The organism is Bradyrhizobium sp. cf659, assembly GCF_900113725.1.
Taxonomy (GTDB): Bacteria; Pseudomonadota; Alphaproteobacteria; order Rhizobiales; family Xanthobacteraceae; genus Bradyrhizobium.
Genome location: NZ_FOQJ01000002.1, coordinates 1,027,885 through 1,047,391, shown reverse-complemented (window position 1 = coordinate 1,047,391; position 19,507 = coordinate 1,027,885). Strand labels below are relative to the sequence as shown.

The window sequence follows — 19,507 nt, the reverse complement described above, 5'->3', positions numbered from 1 at the left end:
CATGTCCGACGCAGTCGTCTCCAACTCCGACAAGCAGAGCACGCAGCCGACGTACGCCGCCCGCGGCTGGTTCAGCCGCGCGCTCGACAGCGACGTCTTCTATTCCTTCCGCCGCTCCAAGCTCACCATGGTTGCGGCCGCCATCACGGTCTTGTTCTTCCTGCTTGCGATCTTTGCCTCCTGGCTTGCGGTCCAGAACCCGTTCGATCCGGCGCAACTTCAGCTGATGAACTCGCGGATTTCGCCGCTATGGACCGCCGACGGCCAGAGCCCGTTCCTGCTCGGCACCGATGAGCAGGGCCGCGACGTGTTCTCCGCCATCCTCTATGGCATGCGTATCTCGCTCGCCGTCGGCGTCGCCGGCGTGATCTTCGCCGGTGCGCTCGGCATCGCGCTCGGCCTGATCGCCGGTTATTTCGGCGGCGCGGTGGACGGCGTGATCATGCGGATCGCCGACGTCCAACTCACCTTCCCCGCCATCCTGATCGCGCTGCTGGTCAATGGCATCGCGAAATCGATCCTCGGCAACCGGCTGGATGCGACCAGCATGCTGGTGGTGCTGGTGATCTCGATCGGCCTGAGTTTCTGGGTCGGGTATGCCCGGACCGTGCGCGGTTCCGTGATGGTCGAGAAGAACAAGGACTACGTGGCCGCCGCGCAGCTGATCGGCCTGCCCGCTCCCGTGATCATGCTGCGGCATGTGCTGCCGAACACGATGGGTCCGATCCTGGTCATCGCCACCATCAACCTCGCGCTCGCCATCATCACCGAGGCGACGCTGTCCTTCCTCGGCGTCGGCCTGCCCGACACCATGCCCTCGCTCGGCACGCTGATCCGCATCGGCAACAACTATTTGTTCGCGGGCGAATGGTGGATCGTCGCCTTTCCGGGGCTCGCGCTCGCCGCGCTGATCCTCTCCATCAACCTGCTCGGCGACTGGCTGCGCGACGCGCTCAACCCAAAACTTCGATGAGTACGCCTCGCCCATGACCGAACCTGTTCTCTCCGTGCGTAATCTTCAGGTGGAGTTCGCCTCCCGCCGCGGCACGCTGCGCGCCATCGACGACATCTCCTTCGACATCGCCAAGGGCGAGGTGCTCGGCGTGGTCGGCGAATCCGGCGCCGGCAAATCCGTCACCGGCCTTTCGGTGATCGGCCTGATCGATCCGCCGGGCCGCATCGCCGGCGGCGAGATTCATCTCGCGGGCCTGCGCATCGATAATCTGCCGCCGGAGGAGATGCGCCGCATCCGCGGCAAACGCATCGGCATGATCTTCCAGGATCCCCTCACCTCGCTCAATCCGCTGTATCGGGTCGGCGACCAGATCGTGGAAACGATCCGGACCCACCTCAATCTGTCCGAACAGGCGGCTCGCCGCCGCGCCATCGACCTGCTCGCCGAAGTCGGTATTCCCGCGCCGGAAAAGCGCATCGACGGCTATCCGCACGAGTTCTCCGGCGGCATGCGCCAGCGCGTGGTGATTGCACTGGCCATCTGCGCCGAGCCGGAGCTGATCATCGCGGATGAGCCGACCACGGCGCTCGACGTCTCCGTGCAGGCGCAGATCATCTCGCTGATCAAGCGGCTCGGCCGCGATCACGGCACCGCGGTGATGCTGGTGACGCACGACATGGGCGTGATCGCGGAGACCTCGGACCGCGTCGCGGTGATGTATGCCGGCCGCGTCGCCGAGATCGGTCCGGTGCAGGACGTCGTGAGGAACCCGCTGCATCCCTACGCAAAGGGATTGATGGGCGCGATCCCGACGCTCGCGGGCGAGGACAAGCGCCTGGTGCAGATTCCCGGCTCCATGCCGCGCCTGTCGGCGATTCCGCGCGGCTGCTCGTTCAATCCGCGCTGCGCATTCGCATTCGACCGCTGTCGTGTCGATCGGCCGGAGCCACTGCCGCGGGGCACGCAATCAGTCGCCTGCCATCTCTATGACAACGTGCCGGCGGAGAGCGCGGCATGAGCGCCCCGTTCGTCAAGGCCACAAATCTGCGCCGCGTCTTCGATGTCTCGAAGCCCTGGCTCAACCGCGTGCTGGAAGGCGGGCATCTCGAATATCTGAAGGCTGTCGACGACGTCACCTTCGACATCAGGAAGGGCGAGACCTTTGCGCTGGTCGGCGAGTCCGGCTCCGGCAAGACCACGGTGGCGCGGATGGTGGTCGGCCTGTTGCCGCCGAGCTCCGGCGACGTCCAGATCGACGGCGTCTCGATGGCCGACCCGCGGCAGGCGCCGGCGCGGCGAAAGCTGCGCCGCCGCATCCAGATGATATTCCAGGACCCCTATGCGAGCCTGAACCCGCGTTTCCGGGTCGATGCCATCATCTCCGAGCCGATCCGCGCCTTCGACCTGATCCAGGGCGAGCGCGACATCCAGGCGCGCGTCGGCGAGCTGCTCAGCCTCGTCGGCCTGCATCCCGACGACCGGCTGAAATTTCCGCACGAATTCTCCGGCGGCCAGCGCCAGCGTATCGCGATCGCACGGGCGCTCGCCTCCGATGCCGAGTTCATCGTCTGCGACGAGCCGACCTCGGCGCTCGACGTCTCGGTGCAGGCGCAGATCCTGAACCTGATGCGCGACCTCCAGGACAAGTTCGGCCTGACCTACATGTTCATCAGCCACAACCTTGCCGTGGTCCGCCACATGGCGAGCCGCGTCGGCGTGATGTATCTCGGCCGCATCGTCGAGATCGCGGAAGGCCGCGAGCTGTTCGCCCGTCCGCGCATGCCCTACACCAAGATGCTGCTGGGCGCCGTGCCTGATCTTGCCATGAGCGGCCGCCAGCGCATTCCGGTCAAGGGCGAGATCCCGAACCCGATCAATCCGCCGCCCGGCTGCGCCTTCAATCCGCGCTGTCCGCTGGCGTTCGATCTCTGCCGCAAGGAAGCGCCGGAACTGATCGACGGCGTCGCCTGCCATGCGGTTAACACCGCGCCGGTACCGGCGTGACGCGCGCGTGCCATGCGGCCTGCGCATTGGCGGCACGGCATCGCCTGTGATCAATTGCGCGCGCCACAACGAAGGTAGCGAAATCCCATGGCCAGCAACGTCAATCCAGATCCCTTCACGACGCGTCCCGAGATCGAGGGCACGTTCGGGGTCGTCGCCACCACGCACTGGATCGCGACCGCCGTCGGCATGGCTATTCTGGAAAAGGGCGGCAACGCCTTCGATGCCGGCGTCGCCGCCGCTTTCACGCTCCAGGTGGTCGAGCCGCATCTGAACGGCCCAGGCGGCGACGTGCCCGTTATCGTGCACGACGTGAAGCGCGGCCGCACCGAGGTGATCTGCGGCCAGGGTCCTGCACCGGCGCGCGCCACCATCGCGCATTACAAGAGCGAAGGCCTCGACATGGTGCCGGGCACCGGCCTGCTCGCCGCCTGCGTGCCCGGCACCTTCGAATCCTGGATGATGCTCTTGCGAGACTACGGCACCATGCGCGTGCGCGACGTGCTGGAGCCCGCGATCTCCTACGCGCGCGACGGCTACCCGCTGGTCGAGCGCGCCTGCGCCACGATCCAGACCGTCGAGCAGCTGTTCCGCAAGCACTGGCCGACCTCGGCCGCGGTCTACCTGCCGAACGGCGAGGTACCCAAGCCCGGCACGCTCTTCACCAACAAGACGCTGGCCGCGACCTACGCCCGCATCCTCAGCGAGGCCGAGAGCGGCGGCGGAGGCCGCGATGCCGAGATCGAGCGCGCGCGAAGATCCTGGTCACACGGTTTCGTCGCGGAATCCATCGACAAATTCTGCCGCACGCAAGAGGTGATGGACGTCAGCGGCTCGCCGCATCGCGGCGTGCTCTCAGCCGACGACATGGCACGCTGGCAGCCGACCATCGAGGCGCCGCTCACCTACGACTATGGCCGCTACACCGTCTGCAAAGCCGGTGTCTGGAGCCAGGGGCCGGTGACGCTGCAACAGCTCGCGCTGCTCAAGGGCTTTGCACTCGACGGACTCGACCCGACCGGGCCGGAGTTCATCCATCTCCAGATCGAATGCGCCAAGCTCGCCTTCGCCGACCGCGAAAAATTCTACGGCGATCCGAAGTTCAACGAGATCCCGGTCGCGACACTGCTGTCGGATGCCTACAACGACGAACGCCGCAAGCTGGTCGCCGAGCAGGCCTCGCTCGACTTCCGCCCCGGCTCGGTCGAGGGCTTTGGCGGCGTGGTCAAGCTGCGGCGCGCCGAAGGCCAGCGCGAAGCGGTCGGCGCGCTCGGCGCCGGCGAGCCGACGGTCGGACGCTTCGGCGAGGTGCGCGGCGACACCGTGCATTTCGACATCATCGACAAGGCCGGCAACATGGTCTCCTCGACGCCGTCGGGCGGCTGGCTGCAATCTTCGCCGATCATTCCGGAGCTCGGCTTCTGCCTCGGCAGCCGCGCGCAGATGTTCTGGCTGGAGGAAGACCATCCGGCATCGCTCGCGCCGGGCAAGCGGCCGCGCACGACGCTGTCGCCGACCATGGCGCTGCGCGACGGCGAGCCGTATCTCGCCTGGGGCTCGCCGGGCGGCGACCAGCAGGATCAGTGGATCACGCAATTCTTCCTGCGCCACGTCCATTGCAATCTCAATCTCCAGGAATCGATCGACGCGCCGGCCTGGCATTCCGAGCACTTCCCGATCTCGTTCTGGCCGCGCACCGCGCGCCCCGGCGTGCTCGTGGTCGAGAACCGCGTGCCGAAGGCGACGATCGAGAATCTGCGTGAGCGCGGGCATATCGTCGAGATCGGCCCCGACTGGTCCGAGGGCCGCCTCACCGCAGCCTCGCGCGTCGGGGTGCGCCGCCGCGCCGCCGCCAATCCCCGCGGCATGCAGGGCTACGCAGCAGGACGCTGATGGACAGAATATGACCTGGTCGATCATCGCACGTGATCCTGCCACCGGCCAGTTCGGCATCGCGGTTGCAACCCGCTTCTTCGCCGTCGGCGCGCGCGTGCCCTATATCGCCGCCGGCCTTGGCGCGATCGCGACCCAGGCCTTCGTCAATCCCTATTACGGCATCGACGGCGTCAAGCTGTTGCGTGAAGGCCTGAACGCGCATGACGTGCTCGCCAGCCTGCTCGCGACCGACGACGGGCGCGAAAGCCGCCAGATTCACATCATGGACGCGAGCGGCGCGATTGCCGCGCACACCGGGCGCGACTGCGTCGACTGGTGCGGCCACATCGCGGGCAGCGGCTTCTCCATCGCCGGCAACATGCTGGCTGGCCCTGACGTGCTCGACGAGACGGCCAAAACCTACATCGCCAATGACAGCCTGCCCTTTCCGCGCCGCCTGCTCGCGGCGATGCGCGCGGGCGAAGCCGCCGGCGGCGACAAGCGCGGCAAGCAGTCCGCAGCACTCCTGATCCACGGCGAGGAGGAATGGCCGGCGCTGGACATTCGCGCCGACGATCATTCCGATCCGCTCGGCGAGCTCGAGCGGCTCGAACGGGTCAGCCACGAGCTCTGGGTGCACTTCCGCAACTCCATGCCGACACGGCAGAACCCGGCCGGCAACACCGATCGCAGCGTCATCGACGCCAGCATCGCCGCGGCGCGTGCAAGACGATCATGAGCACAAGCCCACTCATCGAGATCACGGATCTGCGTATCCGCTTCCACGGCGACGACGGCCGCGTCACCCATGCGGTCGACAGTGTCGATCTCAGCGTCGCCAATGGCGCGACGCTCGGCCTCGTCGGCGAATCCGGCTGCGGCAAGAGCGTGACATCGCTGGCGATCATGGGATTGCTGCCGAAGCAAAGCGCGGAGATATCAGGCGCGATCCGCTTCGACGGCTTCGACCTGCTGAAGACATCCGATCAGACCTTGCGCGACCTCCGCGGCAACCGGCTCGCGATGATCTTCCAGGAGCCGATGACCTCGCTCAACCCGAGCTTCACCATCGGCGACCAGATCATCGAGACGATCCTGCGCCATCGTGGCGGCTCGCGGCGCAGCGCACGCGACCGCGCGATCGAGCTGCTTCGGCGGGTCCATATCCCCTCGCCGGAGCGGCGGATCGACGAATATCCGCACAAGCTCTCCGGCGGCATGCGCCAGCGCGTGATGATCGCGATGGCGCTGGCCTGCGACCCCCGCCTCCTGATCGCGGACGAGCCGACCACCGCGCTCGACGTCACCTTGCAGGCGCAGATCCTGGAGCTGATGCGGGAATTGAAGGCGGCAAGCGGCGCCGCGATCATCCTGATCACCCACGACCTCGGCGTGGTCGCCGAGGTCTGCGACGAGGTCGCGGTGATGTATGCCGGTGAGATCGTCGAGCGCGCGCCGGTGGATGAATTGTTCTCGACGCCGCAGCATCCTTACACCGTCGGCCTGCTCGGCTCGATCCCGCGGCTCGACCACCGTGCCGAGCAGCTTGCGACGATCGAAGGCATGGTCCCGAACATGGCGCAGCCCCCCGTCGGCTGCCGCTTCGCCGCACGCTGCCCCTTTGTGCTGGACGCCTGCACCAAGGCGCCGCCACCGCTCGTGGAAATCAGCCCCGGTCACCTCTCGCGCTGCATCCGCGCGCCGCTCGAACGTCTGGTGTCGTGATGGCGCTGCTCGAGGTCGAAGGCCTGGTCAAGCATTTCGTCGCCGAGCGCTCGCTGTTCGGCCGGGCGCTCGCGCATGTCAAAGCGGTCGATGGCGTCAGCTTCTCGCTGGAAGCCGGCAAGACGCTGGCCCTGGTCGGCGAATCCGGTTGCGGCAAATCCACCGTCAGCCGCCTGGTGCTGCGGCTGATCGAGCCGGATGCCGGCACGATCCGTTTCGATGGCCGCGACCTTCTCTCGCTCGACGCCGGAACGCTCCGCGCGTTCCGCCGTGAAGCGCAGATCATCTTCCAGGACCCCTACGCCTCGCTCAATCCGCGCATGACGGTCGGCCAGATCCTGACCGAGCCGCTGGCGCTGCACGATCTCGTGCCGCCGGCGCGGCGGCGCGAGCGCGTCGAGGAAATCTTGCGGCTGGTCGGCCTGGAGCCGCGCCTTGCCCGGCGCTATCCGCACGAATTCTCGGGCGGCCAGCGGCAGCGCATCGCCATTGCCCGCGCGCTCGCGGTCGAACCGAAGCTGATCATCTGCGACGAGCCGGTCTCGGCGCTCGACGTCTCGATCCGCTCGCAGATCCTGAACCTCCTGCGTGAGCTCCAGGACCGGCTCGGCCTTGCCTACATTTTCGTCTCGCATGACCTCGCCGTGGTCAAGCACATCGCCGACCACGTCGCGGTGATGAATCTCGGCCAGATCGTCGAGACGGCGGAAGCGGACGCGCTGTTCGCCGCGCCCCGGCACCCCTATAGCCGCGCGCTGCTGTCCGCGATTCCCGTGCCTAAACCGCGGGCAAAGCGCAGCCGGATTGTGCTTCAGGGAGAGATCCCCAGCGCGCTGAATCCGCCGCCGGGATGCCGCTTCCACACCCGCTGTCCCTATGTCGTGGACCGCTGCCGCAGCGAAATGCCTCAGCTTGTCTCGGATGGCATCGGACATGCAACGGCCTGCCACCGAACGTCGGAACTGCCGTCGTCCGCGGCCATCGTCCCCATGGACGGCGGTTTCTCGCCGGTTCTTGAAAAATTGGTTGCCGCCTTCAGCGGCGGTCCGGAAGCAGCACGCGCTGGCGGGGTTAGTTCATTGGGGACGGACCCCGCATAGCCGTGAAACAGAGGTTGAGACCGATGAGCTTTATGCGTTTGACAATCCTGGCGTCGGCCTTGCTGACGTCGCTCGTGGGCACAGCCCAGGCTCAGACCACGCTTCGCATCGGAATCGCCGAAGACCCTGATATCCTCGATCCCAGCATCGGCCGCACCTATGTCGGCCGCATCGTGTTCTCAGCGTTCTGCGACAAGCTGTTCGACATCGACGAGAAGCTCAACATCGTGCCGCAGCTCGCGCTGTCCCACGAGACGTCGGCCGACGGCAAGGAGATGACGATCAAGCTTCGGCCAGGCGTCAAATTCCACGACGGCGAGCCGCTGGACGCCGAAGCTGCAAAATTCTCGATCGAGCGTCACATGACGCTGCCGACCTCGTTCCGGAAGTCGGAGCTCGCCAGTGTTGATCATGTCGAAGTCGTCGATCCCCTGACCATCAAGCTGGTGCTCAAGACGCCGTACTCACCGCTGATCGCCCAGCTCACCGACCGCTCCGGCATGATGGTCTCGCCCAAGGCGGCGAAGGAGGCCGGTGACAAGTTCGGCCTGCATCCGGTCTGCGCCGGCCCCTACAAGTTCGTCGAGCGCGTGCAGCAGGATCGCATGGTGTTCGAGAAGTTCGCCGACTACTGGAACAAAGACAACATCCATATCGATCGCGTCGTGTTCCTGCCGATCGTCGACGCCACGGTGCGCCTCGCCAACCTCAAGTCCGGCGGACTCGATTTGATAGAGCGCGTGCTGGCCACCGACATCAAGGACGTCCGCGCCGATTCCCGCCTCGTGCTGTCGACCGCGCCGGAGCTCGGCTATTACGGCCTCACCGTCAACATCGGCAACGACAAGGCCAAGGGGCCGCTGAGCCAGTCGGCAAAGGTCCGCCAGGCGCTGGATCTGTCGATCGATCGCGAGGCCATCAACCAGGTCGTGTTCAACGGCGAATTCAGCCCCGGCAACCAATGGGTCAGCCCGACGCATCCCTATTATCAGAAGGCATTCCCGGTCCGTGGACGCGACATCGCCAAGGCGAAGGCGCTGTTGAAGGAGGCCGGCGTCACCGTGCCGGTGACCGTGGACTACATGATCCCCAAGGGCGCCGAGAACGAAGCCGTGGCGCAGGTCGTCCAGTCGATGGCCGCCGAAGCCGGCTTCGACATCAAGGTCCGCGTTGTCGAATTCGCCACCACCTTCAAACAGGCCCAGGCCGGCGAGTTCCAGATCTTCCAGATCAACTGGAGCGGACGCATCGACCCGGACGGCAACTCCTACATCTTCATCCGCAGCAAGGCGCCGCAGAACGACGGCGTCTATTCGAACCCCGAGGCCGACAAGCTCCTGGAAGATGGGCGGATGACCTCCAACGTCGACGAACGCAAGGCAATCTATGAGAAGCTGACCAAGATCGTGCTGGACGATCTGCCCATCATCTACATCTACCACCGTAAGCTCCTGATCGCTCACACCACCAAGCTCCAGGGTTACAAGCAGATGCCTGATGGCCTCGTGCGCGTGGTCGGGCTGAAGTTCAAGTGATCGCGGCATCACCCGGGACACAGGTGGGGCCATGCTGAAGTTCCTCGCCCATCGCATCGCGCAGATCGTGCCGACGCTGTTCTTCGTGTCGGTGCTGATCTTTTCGCTCCAGCAATTGCTGCCGGGCGATCCGGCGCTGGTGATGGCCGGCGAGGAACGCGATCCCGCCGCGATCGAGCAGATCCGGCAGCAGTACAAGCTCGATCAGCCGATCCCCGTGCAATATGTCTACTGGCTCAAGGGCGTTCTCACCGGCAATTTCGGCGAGTCCTTGCGCAACAAGATGCCGGTGCGCGAGCTGATCGCGCAGAAACTGCCGGTGACGCTCCAGCTCGGCTCGATGGCGATCCTGATCGCGTTTTTCATCGGCATTCCCGCCGGCATCGTCTCCGCGGTGAAGAAGGGCACGGCGTGGGACTATGGCGCGAATTTGTTTGCGCTGTGGGGCATCTCGACGCCGAATTTCTGGCTCGGGATCCTGCTGATCTTCCTGTTCTCGATCGAGCTCGGCTGGCTGCCGGCCTCGGGCTACGTGCCGCTCACCGAGAACTGGCGCGCGAGCCTGGCCGCCACCATCATGCCCGCCTTCGTGCTCGGCAACGCGATTTCCGCGATCCTGATGCGGCATACCCGCAGCGCCATGCTCCAGGTGCTGGAGAGCGACTATGTCCGCACGGCGCGCGCGAAGGGGTTGTCGGAGCGCTCCGTCATCCTCAAGCACGCGATGCGCAACGCGCTCACGCCGATCATCACGCTCGGCGCGCTCGAGCTCGGCACGCTGTTGTCGGGCGCCGTGCTGACGGAGCAGATCTTCTCCATTCCCGGCTTCGGCAAGCTGATCGTGGACGCTGTGTTCAACCGCGACTATGCGGTCGTGCAGGGCGTGGTGCTGGTGACGGCCACGGTCTACATCACGCTGAACCTCGTTGCCGACGTCGCCTACATCCTCGTCAATCCGCGGCTGCGGGGCTAGCGCCATGACCGATGCAGCCCTGCCCAGCCCTATCACGCAAGCCTATGAGCTGGACAGCCCGGCGCGCCGCGCGCGGCGGCGGCTGTTCAAGCGCAAGGCGGCGGTGTTCGGGCTCGTCGTGATCACGATGTTCATCGCGCTTGCAGCCCTTGCGCCGGTCGTCGTTCCCTATGATCCCATCGCGACGAGCTGGAGCCTGGTGCGCAAGCCGCCGACCGCGGCGCACTGGTTCGGCACCGACGAGCTCGGCCGCGACATCCTCAGCCGCATCGTCTACGGCGCGCGCGCCTCCCTGCTCGCGGGCCTGATCTCGGTCGCGATCGCGCTCGGCGTCGGCGTGCCGCTCGGCCTGCTTGCCGGCTATCGCGGCGGGTTTGTCGATGCGCTGATCAGCCGGATCACCGATGCGATGCTCGCCTGCCCGTTCCTGATCCTGGCGATCGCGCTGGCCGCGTTTCTCGGTCCGAGCCTCGGCAATGCCATGATCGCGATCGGCATCTCGGCGACCCCGATCTTCATCCGCCTGACCCGCGGCCAGGTGCTGAGCGTCAAGGCCGAGGATTACGTCGAGGCCGCGCGCGCCCTCGGCAACCCCGGCTGGCGGATCGCGTTCTCGCACATCCTGCCCAACATCCTGCCGGCGCTGCTGGTGCAGGCGACGCTGTCGATCGCCGCCGCCATCATCGCCGAGGCCGCGCTCTCGTTCCTCGGCCTCGGCCAGCAGCCGCCCGCACCGTCCTGGGGCAGCATGCTCAACGCGGCGCAGCGCTTCCTGACCCAGGCGCCGTGGATGGCGATCTGGCCGGGGCTCGCGATCTTCCTCGTGGTGCTGTCGCTGAACCTGCTCGGCGACGGCCTGCGCGACGCGCTCGACCCGCGCCAGCGTTAAAGCTAGCTCAAGGCCGCCGCCCTTCACCTCTCCCCGACGGGGAGAGGTCGGATTGCGCAGCAATCCGGGTGAGGGGCCGCAGTGTTCAGTGAGACCTAGACCCCTCACCCGGATCGCATCTTTGATGCGATCCGACCTCTCCCTGCGGGAGAGGTGAAGATCGACCGTCGACGGATCAAATCACCACCTCGCGCATCACGCGGCGGCAGTCCATCTCGTATTCGAGATCGACCACCGGCGGGCGGGCATAATGCCAGGTCAGGCCGGAGCGCAATGCGCCGCGGCGGACCAGTTCGTCGACCAGCGCATGGTGGAAGTCGTGCACGGAATAGGCCTGCACGCCGGTGGTGTCCTTCCAGCCGAAGCCGAAGGCCGCCATCCGGTTTTCCATCTGCGAGGTGGTGGTGAACCGCACCTTCTCGCGCAGCCCCTCCGGACTGAGGTCGCGGTAGCGCACCGTGCGCTCGACATAAGTGCCGCTGCCCTCGCGTGCTTCGGCACCGCCGGCGATCACGAAGCTCGGGGCCTTCGACCGCGTCGGGCGCGTGAAGGAGAACGCGTAGAACGACGGCTCGGACGGCGGATCGATCTCGGGACAGACATTGCTGCGCGCCACCGGATTGGTGGTGCCGTCGAAGATGCCCCATTCGGACAGCGTCTTCACATAGTGCAGGTTGAACGCACGAAAGCCTTCCTCGCTGAAGGCCGCCGGCGAACGCAACTCGCAGGCGCAGAACGCGGTCAGCGGGCGCCCGGCCTCCCGGATGAACTTCGCCGCCAGCGCAAAGCCCTCGGCCAGCGGCACCAGGCGATCGAAGCGGACGCGCTCGATCTCATAGCCCTCGTCCGCGGCTGCACCGGCCGAATACTGGAACACGGACGGAATGAAACGGTAATTGCCGGCGGAGAATTCACGCGTCATGACGGACTCCTATTCCAGTTGCATGCGAATGCCCTTGGCGCCGTTGAGCAGGCGCTTCAGGTGAAAACCGGCCAGCGGATCGTCGGCATGCATCCCGACCAGCGCGGCAAAGGCCGGCATGGCGGCGGCATCGCCGGCCTCCATCTTGGCAAAAGCCTCGGAATAGAGCGCCGTCACCGGCGCTTCGAATTTGGCCCGCGGCAGCGGTTCGAACGCGCGCAGCGGCTCGCTGCGCCCGCGCAGCATCAGCTCGCCCACGGGACGGCCCTGAAAATTCTCGGCCGCCCCGGCGACGCTGGAGCTGACGCAGATGCGGGTGCCGAGATGCTTGTTGGCGGCTTCCAGCCGCGCCGCGATATTGATGGAGTCGCCATAGGCGGTGTAGTCGAAGAAGCGGTTGCCGCCGAAATTGCCGACCAGCGCCGGGCCGGCATGGGCACCGATCCGGGTCGTCCCGAAATTCACGCCTTTCGCCTTCCAGCGCGCGGAGAAGTCCTCCGCCCAGGCGTCCAGATCATGGGCACAGGCGACCGCGCGCGTCGCATAATCCGGCTGGTCGCCGGGCGCGTTGAACAGCACCTGAATCGCATCGCCGATGATCTTGGCGACCGTCCCCTCATGCGCGAAGACGATCTCGGTCATGCCGCCGACATATTCGTTGAGGAGCTCGCCGAGCGTCTGGGGCGCCGCGCTCTCGACCAGCGAGGTGAAGCCGGTGATGTCGGTGAAGAGGGTGGCGACATCGCGCCACTGCACCTCCATGCCGCCTTCGACATCCGCAGCCAGTCGCCTTGCGATCTCCGGCGAGAAGAAACGCGACAGCGAGGCATGGGCGCGCTCGGCTTCCATCTGGCGCCGCCGCACCTCGCGCAGCATCTCCACGTGGCCGATGGTCTTCTGGATCGTGGCCTCCAGATCGCCGAAGTCGATCGGCTTGGTCAGGAAGTCGAACGCGCCGCGGTTCATGGCGATGCGGATGTTGCTCATGTCGCCATAGGCGGAGACGATGATGGTCGACTTCTTGTCCTCGGCCTCCTGGAGCTTTGCCAGCAGCGACAGCCCGTCCATCCGCGGCATGTTGATGTCGGAGACCACCATGTCGACATGCGGATTCTGCTCCAGCGCCTCCAGCGCCTCGAGGCCGTCGCGAGCGAACATGAGGGTGAGCAGCCCATCGCGAATCTGCCTGCGGAACTTTTGCAGGATCAGCGCCTCGAGGTCCGGCTCGTCGTCGACGAAGAGGATGGTCGCAGTCATGCGGCTTGCTCGAGCCTCGTGTCGATCTCCTGGCGCAGCAGCGCAAAGTCGATCGGCTTGGTCAGGAGCCCGTGGGCGCCTCGCTCGATCGCCTTTCTGCGTGTCTCGGCGTCGCCATAGGCGGTGATCATGATGACGGGAACGTGCGGATAGTCGGCGCGCACCTTCGGCAGCAGGTCGAGCCCGCTCATGCCGGGCATGTTGATGTCCGACAGAATCAGGATCAGCGAAGGATCGCGAACCTCGGCCGCCCGCCTCAGCGCATCGGCCGCAGAGGGGGCAAACTCCATCTGGAAGCGGCCGGCGCGCAGGTCACGCCGGAAGTGCTGCCTGAACAGCGGTTCGACGTCGGGCTCGTCATCGACGACCAGGATATAAACGTTCAAGTCTTGCCTCCGGCGGTGTCGCCCGCTGCCATCGTGCGCGGCAGCGTGATGATGAATTCGGTGAATACACCGGGCTCGGTCTTCACGTCGATCGTGCCGCCGTGCTGCTTCACGACGATGTCATGGCTCATGGACAGGCCGAGCCCGGTCCCCTCACCGGCCGGCTTGGTCGTGAAGAACGGATTGAATAGTTTTTCTTTCACCTCGGGCGGAATCCCGGTGCCGTTGTCGCGGATCCGGATCTCGACCTTGTCGCCGAGGCTCCTGGTTGCGGCGCTCAGGGTCGGCTCAAAACTGTCCCCCGCGCTCTCCTTGCGCTTGGCCGCAGCATAGAAACCGTTCGAGATCAGGTTGAGGAAGACGCGCGTGATCTCCTGCGGATAGATGTCGACCAGGCCGGCGGCGGGGTCGAACGCGCGCTGGAGCGTGACGTTGAAGGCAGGCCTTTCGGCGCGCGCGCCGTGATAGGCGAGATTGAGGCTCTCCTCCATGACCGCATTGATATCGACGGGGCGATGCTCGCCGGAACCCTGGCGCGAATGCACCAGCATATTCTTGACAATGGAATCGGCGCGCTTGCCGTGCTGCACGACCTTCTCGAGGTTACCTTTGAGCATGCCGGTCAGCTCGTCGACATCCTCCTTCGTCTTGCCGTCGAGCTGCGTTGATCGCAGAACCTCGTTGAGCTCGTCGATCAGCTCGGTCGACACCGAGGAGAAGTTATTAATGAAATTGAGCGGATTCTTGATCTCATGAGCGATGCCGGCGGTGAGCTGGCCGAGCGAAGCAAGCTTCTCGGTCTGGACCAGGCGGTCCTGGGCCGAGCGCAATTCATCAAGGGACTGCGAGAGTTCCATCGTGCGCTGGCGCAACTCATTCAGCAGCCGCGTGTTTTCGATGGCGATGACGGCTTGCTTCGTGAAATTCTCGACCACGGCAATTTGCTTGTCGGAGAACGGCCGAACTTCCTTGCGATAGACTGCGATCGTGCCGATCAGCTCGTTGTCCCTCAGCATCGGCACTATGACGATCGTGCGGGCGCCGCCGACATCGGAGATTCCGCGAATACTTGAACCTCCAGCGAGATAGGCAGGAGTGTTTTGCACATCGTGAACGTGAACAACCTGACGTGTCCTGACGATAGAGGCGAGCGCGCTCTCCGGATGAGGACGGATCGCCACATCTCTTCGCGAAGCGGCGAACGCAGGCGGGACGTTGTAGTCAGCTGCGATGGTGAAACCTTCGCCGTCCCACAGATTCATGATCCCGAAACTCGCGCCACAGACCCGCGTGGCATTCTCGAGCATCTTGTGGAACACCGGCGTGAGTTCGCCGGGAGACGAACTAATCACCTGTAGTACCTCCGAAGTCGCCGTCTGTTGCTCCAGCGACTCGCTTAATTCGGCCGTTCGCACCTCGACCTTCTTTTCCAAGTCCGCGTAGGATTCCTGCAAACGCGCGCCCATGTCGTTGAACTGGTCGGCGAGCCCTTCGAGTTCGTCGCCGGTCCGGATCGCAATGCGCTGGGAAAAATCGCCGCCCCCGATCCGCTCGGCACCGCTGCGCAGCGCCTGGATCGGTCCCACCATGCGGCGCGCGAGGAATATCCCCGCAAGCACCGCGAAGATGGACGCCGCGAGCAGCACGATCGCAAGCCGTTGCAGCGAGGCATAGAGCGCGGCATAGGCCTCCTCGACCGGCAGCTCGACGAACATGGTCCAGTGCAGCGGCTCGATCGGGGCCGATGCGGTCAGCACCTTCTGCCCCTGGATGTTGCGCGCTTCGGGAAGCGGATCGGACATGGTGCCGCCTCCGGCCTGCGCGGCGCGGACCTGCGCGAGATTCGACATGTCGGTGTTGCGCAGGACCAGGCTGATATCGGGATGTGCGATCAGGCGCCCCTCCGGCCCGACCACGTAGGCGTCTCCGTGCTCGCCAACCTTGATCTGGGAGACGACGTCCCAGATCAGCTTGAGATTGACCTCCGCGATGCTGACGCCGGCATCCTTGCGCGCGCCGGCCAGCGCCAGCGTCATGTAGGGCTCGGAGTCCCTGCGGAAATAGACCGGCCCGTAATAGACCTTGTGCGCGACCGCCTCGGTGAACTTCGGGTCGGCCGACAGGTCGATCCCGCTGTCGATCGCGTTCATCGCCAGCCGCGAGACCCGCAACCGCTCCTTGCCGCTCGAATCAACCTGGGCGAGCTCGGTGATCCCTGGCACCTGGCGCAGCAGCCGCAGCGCGTCGAACCGGCGTTGCTCGATCGAGTCCGCCGACCACGGCAGCTGCGTGGTCCAGCCGAGCTGGCTCTCGATCTCCTTGACGAACTGGCCGATCTTGGCGGCCGCCGCCTCGGCCTGCTCATGCTGGACGCGGATCAGCGATGCCTTGTGCTCACGATAGTAGAAGAAGACTTCGAACAGCCCGTTGGCGAGCAGCGCGACGGCGACGACGGCCACGAACAGCGCGACGTATTTGGTGAACAGCCGGGTCCTGATCCCTCGCCTCGTCGCTTCGCCGGCCACGGCCCCATCCGGGGCCGCACTCGGCAACGTCCGGGCTTCCGGGGTGTCGGGATGGAGGGAGAGGCTCATCCCGCGGAACCTAGCAAGAAGACGAGACCTTGTCTCTCGCGAGCGCGGCAAAGGGCCCGCCCGACGGCCGCGGTGACTACCGCATCAGCGCCGGCGGGTACAACGAAAAAAGGGCGGCAGCGGATTGGCCGCTGCCGCCCTCCGATTCGCTTGCTACCGGCCTCAGGTCGGCCGCAGCGCCTTGGAACCGAGGTCGAGCTCGTTGACCTGCTTGTTCCGCTCGGAATCGGCCGCCGCGCGATGGTCGGTCGCCAGCACCACATAGACGGCGGGCAGCACGAACAGCGTGAACAGCGTGCCGATCGACATGCCGGCAACGACGACCAGACCGATCGAGAAGCGGCTGGCCGCGCCTGCGCCGGTCGCAGTCAGGAGCGGGATCAGACCCGTCACCATCGCGGCCGTGGTCATCAGGATCGGCCGCAGGCGGATGCGGGCCGACATCTCGATGGCGGAGCGGCGGTCGAGCCGCTCGTTGACCTGGAGCTCGTTGGCGAACTCCACCATCAGGATGCCGTGCTTGGTGATCAGGCCGACCAGGGTGAGCAGACCGACCTGGGTGTAGATGTTCATGGTCGCGACGCCGAAGAACAGCGGGATCAGCGCGCCGACGATCGCCATCGGCACCGAGATCATGATCACCAGCGGGTCACGCAAGCTCTCGAACTGGGCTGCCAGCACCAGGAAGATGATGATCAGCGCGAAGCCGAAGGTGATCGCGAGCTGGTTGCCTTCCTGCACATACTGCCTGGAGTCCGCGAGGTAGTCGTGGCTGAAACCCTGCGGCAGCTTCTTGGCCTCGCTTTCGAGGAAGTCGACCGCAGCACCAACGGTCACGCCGGGCATCGGCACCGCCGAGAACGTCGCCGAATTGAGCTGATTGTAGTGGGTCAGCGAGTTCGGGTCGGTCTTGGTCCTGATTGAGACCACGGTCGACAGCGGAAGCTGCTGGCCGGTATTGGTCGTCACATAGTAGCCGCCGAGCGATTCCGGCGAGAGCCGCTTGCCCCGGGGCACCTGCGGAATCACCTGGTAGGAGCGGCCCTCCAGATTGAAGCGGTTGATGTAGTTGCCGCCGAGCAGCACCGCGAGCGTGCTGCCGAGGTTCTGCATGTTGACGCCGAGGTCCTGCGCCTTGGTGCGGTCGATCGTGATCTGCACGTTCGGCTGGTTATAGGCGAGGTCGCTGTCGGAGACGATGAACATGCCGCTCTTGCGCGCAGCGTCCTTCAGCTTCTCCATCTGCTCATAGACCGTCTGGAATCCGGCGGTGGAGTTGATCACCATCTGCACCGGCAGGCCGCCGGGTCCGCCGGGCAACGGCGGCAGGTTGAAGGCGAAGGCCTGCACGCCCTCGATCTTGGACAGTTCGGCCTGCACCAGGGGCTTCAACTGGATCGACGAGCGCTTGCGCTCCTCCCACGGCTTCAGCAGCATGCCGGCGATGCCGCCCTGCGGCCCGTTGATGCCGTTCAGCACGAAGCGCAGATCGGTCTCGGGGAATTTCTGGAATTTCTCGTCGAGCTTCTCGCCGTAGAAGTCGACATAGTCGATGTTGGCGTATTTCGGCGCCTTGGTCACCGCGAACACGATGCCCTGGTCTTCCTCCGGCGCCAGTTCCTTCGACGTGTGCATGTAGAGGAAGCCGACCAGCCCGAGGATCGTCACTGCGAACAGACCGGTGATGGCCTTGTAGTCGAGCGAGCGGTCGAGCCTGCGTCCATACCAGCGCGTCAGGGCGCCGAACACGTTGTTGACGGCCTTGGCGAAGCGGCCCTCTTCGGTATTCTTCAGCAGCACCGAGCACATCATCGGCGACAGCGTCAGCGCGATCACGCCTGATACGATCACCGAGCCCGCGAGCGTGAAGGCGAATTCGCGGAACAGCGAACCGGTGAGGCCGCCGAGGAAGCCGATCGGCGCGTACACGGCCGCGAGCGTGATCGTCATCGAGACCACGGGGCCGACGATTTCACGCGCGCCTTGCAGCGATGCCTGGACGGGCGTCTTCCCCTCTTCCAGATGGCGGTGGATGTTCTCCACCACCACGATGGCGTCGTCGACCACGAGGCCGATCGCAAGCACCATCGCCAGCAGCGTCAAGAGGTTGAAGCTGAAGCCGAAAGCCAGCATCAGCGTGCAGACGCCGATCATCGACAGCGGGATCGTGACGACGGGAATGATGACCGAGCGGAGCGAGGCCAGGAACAGGAAGATCACCACGATCACGATGATGACGGCTTCGCCCAGCGTCTTCTCCACCTCGTCGATCGAGGATTGGATGAACTTGGTCGAGTCGTAGGCGACCTTCATCTTCATCGACGGCGGCAGATTGCGTTCGAGCTCGGGGAACAGCGCGCGCACGCCCTTGACCAGCGTCAGCGGATTGCCTTGCGGCGTTGCCTGCACACCGATGAAGATCGCATGCTCGCCGTTGAAGGCGACGCTGGCGTCCGTGCTCTGGGCTGCAAGCTCGACGGTGGCGATGTCCTCCATCCGCACGAAGCCGCCGTCCTTGGCCTTGACGATCATCTTCCTGAACTGGTTGACGTCGGTCAGACCCGTGTTCGTCGAGATGTTCGAGACGATGAGGTAGCCCTTGGTCTGGCCCGCCGCGGACTGAAAGTTGTTGGCGGCGATCGCGGCCGAGACGTCGGCCGGCGACACGTTGCGGCCAGCCATCTTCACGGGATCGAGCCACAGCCGCATCGCGAAGGTCTGGCCGCCGAGAATATCGGCGGAAGCCACGCCATCGACGGTTGACAGCACCGGCTGCACCACGCGCGTCAGGTAATCCGAGATCGCCGAGCCTGACAGCTCCTCGGAGGAGAAGCCGAGATACATCACGGCCGTGGTCTGACCCGTGGTCTTGGTGACGATCGGGTCGTTGGATTCCTTCGGGATCAGGTATTTGACTGAGTTCGTCTTGGCCAGCACCTCGGTGAGCGCCTGGTTCGGATCGAAGTTCAGCTTGATGTAGACCTGGATCGTCGAGGTACCAAGCACGGAGGATGAGGTGATGTAGTCCACGCCTTCGGCCGAGGCGACCGCCTGCTCGATCGGCGTGGTGATGAAGCCCTGGATCAGGTCCGCGGACGCGCCGGGATAGACGGTCGTGATGTTGATGACCGTGTTCGACAGTTTCGGATATTGCCGGATCGGCAGCACCATCGCTGCGCGCAGGCCGATCAGCAGGATCAGAAGGCTGACGACGACCGACAGAACCGGGCGCTTGATGAAAATATCGGTAAAGGCCATCGCGGCGATCTCGATTTCTTTGTCTCAAGAAAAG

The 19,507-nt window shown here is 65.3% G+C and carries 15 protein-coding genes; 10 read left to right on the top strand and 5 right to left on the bottom strand.

Annotation, left to right across the window (positions count from 1 at the left end):
- Position 1 precedes the first annotated feature (1 nt).
- The 10 genes from BM118_RS13785 (at position 2) to BM118_RS13740 (ending at position 11,056) form a co-directional block, all read left to right on the top strand.
- Positions 2–973, top strand: a complete 972-nt coding sequence (locus BM118_RS13785; RefSeq protein WP_092186033.1) for an ABC transporter permease — start codon at positions 2–4, stop codon at positions 971–973.
- Between the two features lie 13 nt (positions 974–986).
- Positions 987–1,973 (top strand): ABC transporter ATP-binding protein, encoded by a 987-nt coding sequence (locus BM118_RS13780; protein ID WP_092186031.1) that lies wholly within the window; start codon positions 987–989, stop codon positions 1,971–1,973.
- Positions 1,970–2,959 carry an ABC transporter ATP-binding protein gene (locus tag BM118_RS13775; RefSeq protein WP_092186029.1) on the top strand — a complete coding sequence of 330 codons (990 nt, stop codon included), beginning with the start codon at positions 1,970–1,972 and terminating at the stop codon, positions 2,957–2,959. Before BM118_RS13780 ends, BM118_RS13775 begins: the two co-directional genes overlap by 4 nt.
- Positions 2,960–3,046: 87 nt before the next feature.
- Entirely contained in the window at positions 3,047–4,852 is a 1,806-nt protein-coding gene (locus BM118_RS13770; RefSeq protein ID WP_092186027.1) for a gamma-glutamyltransferase family protein, read from the top strand.
- 10 nt (positions 4,853–4,862) lie between these two features.
- Complete coding sequence (locus BM118_RS13765; RefSeq protein WP_092186025.1) at positions 4,863–5,573, top strand: DUF1028 domain-containing protein; 711 nt, start codon at positions 4,863–4,865, stop codon at positions 5,571–5,573.
- Complete coding sequence (locus BM118_RS13760) at positions 5,570–6,559, top strand: ABC transporter ATP-binding protein (protein WP_092186023.1); 990 nt, start codon at positions 5,570–5,572, stop codon at positions 6,557–6,559. Before BM118_RS13765 ends, BM118_RS13760 begins: the two co-directional genes overlap by 4 nt.
- A complete protein-coding gene (locus BM118_RS13755) occupies positions 6,559–7,659 on the top strand; it encodes an ABC transporter ATP-binding protein (RefSeq protein WP_177234271.1) in 1,101 nt (366 codons plus the stop codon). Before BM118_RS13760 ends, BM118_RS13755 begins: the two co-directional genes overlap by 1 nt.
- A gap of 23 nt (positions 7,660–7,682) precedes the next feature.
- Positions 7,683–9,194, top strand: a complete 1,512-nt coding sequence (locus tag BM118_RS13750; protein WP_177234270.1) for an ABC transporter substrate-binding protein — start codon at positions 7,683–7,685, stop codon at positions 9,192–9,194.
- A gap of 31 nt (positions 9,195–9,225) precedes the next feature.
- On the top strand, positions 9,226–10,167 hold the full coding sequence (locus tag BM118_RS13745; protein WP_027543964.1) for an ABC transporter permease: 942 nt from the start codon (positions 9,226–9,228) through the stop codon (positions 10,165–10,167).
- A 4-nt stretch (positions 10,168–10,171) separates the two neighbouring features.
- Positions 10,172–11,056 (top strand): ABC transporter permease, encoded by an 885-nt coding sequence (locus BM118_RS13740; protein ID WP_092186017.1) that lies wholly within the window; start codon positions 10,172–10,174, stop codon positions 11,054–11,056.
- 175 nt (positions 11,057–11,231) lie between these two features.
- Here BM118_RS13740 and cnbZ read toward each other — a convergent pair whose 3' ends face one another.
- From cnbZ to BM118_RS13715, 5 genes are all read right to left on the bottom strand, one after another.
- Positions 11,232–11,978 carry a 2-amino-5-chloromuconate deaminase CnbZ gene (gene cnbZ, locus BM118_RS13735; RefSeq protein ID WP_092186015.1) on the bottom strand — a complete coding sequence of 249 codons (747 nt, stop codon included), beginning with the start codon at positions 11,976–11,978 and terminating at the stop codon, positions 11,232–11,234.
- Positions 11,979–11,987: 9 nt separating this feature from the next.
- Positions 11,988–13,235, bottom strand: coding sequence for an adenylate/guanylate cyclase domain-containing protein (locus BM118_RS13730; RefSeq protein WP_092186013.1), 1,248 nt, complete (start codon positions 13,233–13,235; stop codon positions 11,988–11,990).
- Entirely contained in the window at positions 13,232–13,621 is a 390-nt protein-coding gene (locus tag BM118_RS13725) for a response regulator (protein WP_018648152.1), read from the bottom strand. The genes BM118_RS13730 and BM118_RS13725 overlap by 4 nt, the downstream gene beginning before the upstream one ends.
- Complete coding sequence (locus BM118_RS13720) at positions 13,618–16,215, bottom strand: ATP-binding protein (protein ID WP_092186011.1); 2,598 nt, start codon at positions 16,213–16,215, stop codon at positions 13,618–13,620. The genes BM118_RS13725 and BM118_RS13720 overlap by 4 nt, the downstream gene beginning before the upstream one ends.
- A 162-nt stretch (positions 16,216–16,377) precedes the next feature.
- A complete protein-coding gene (locus BM118_RS13715) occupies positions 16,378–19,473 on the bottom strand; it encodes a MexW/MexI family multidrug efflux RND transporter permease subunit (RefSeq protein WP_092186009.1) in 3,096 nt (1,031 codons plus the stop codon).
- Positions 19,474–19,507: the final 34 nt, after the last annotated feature.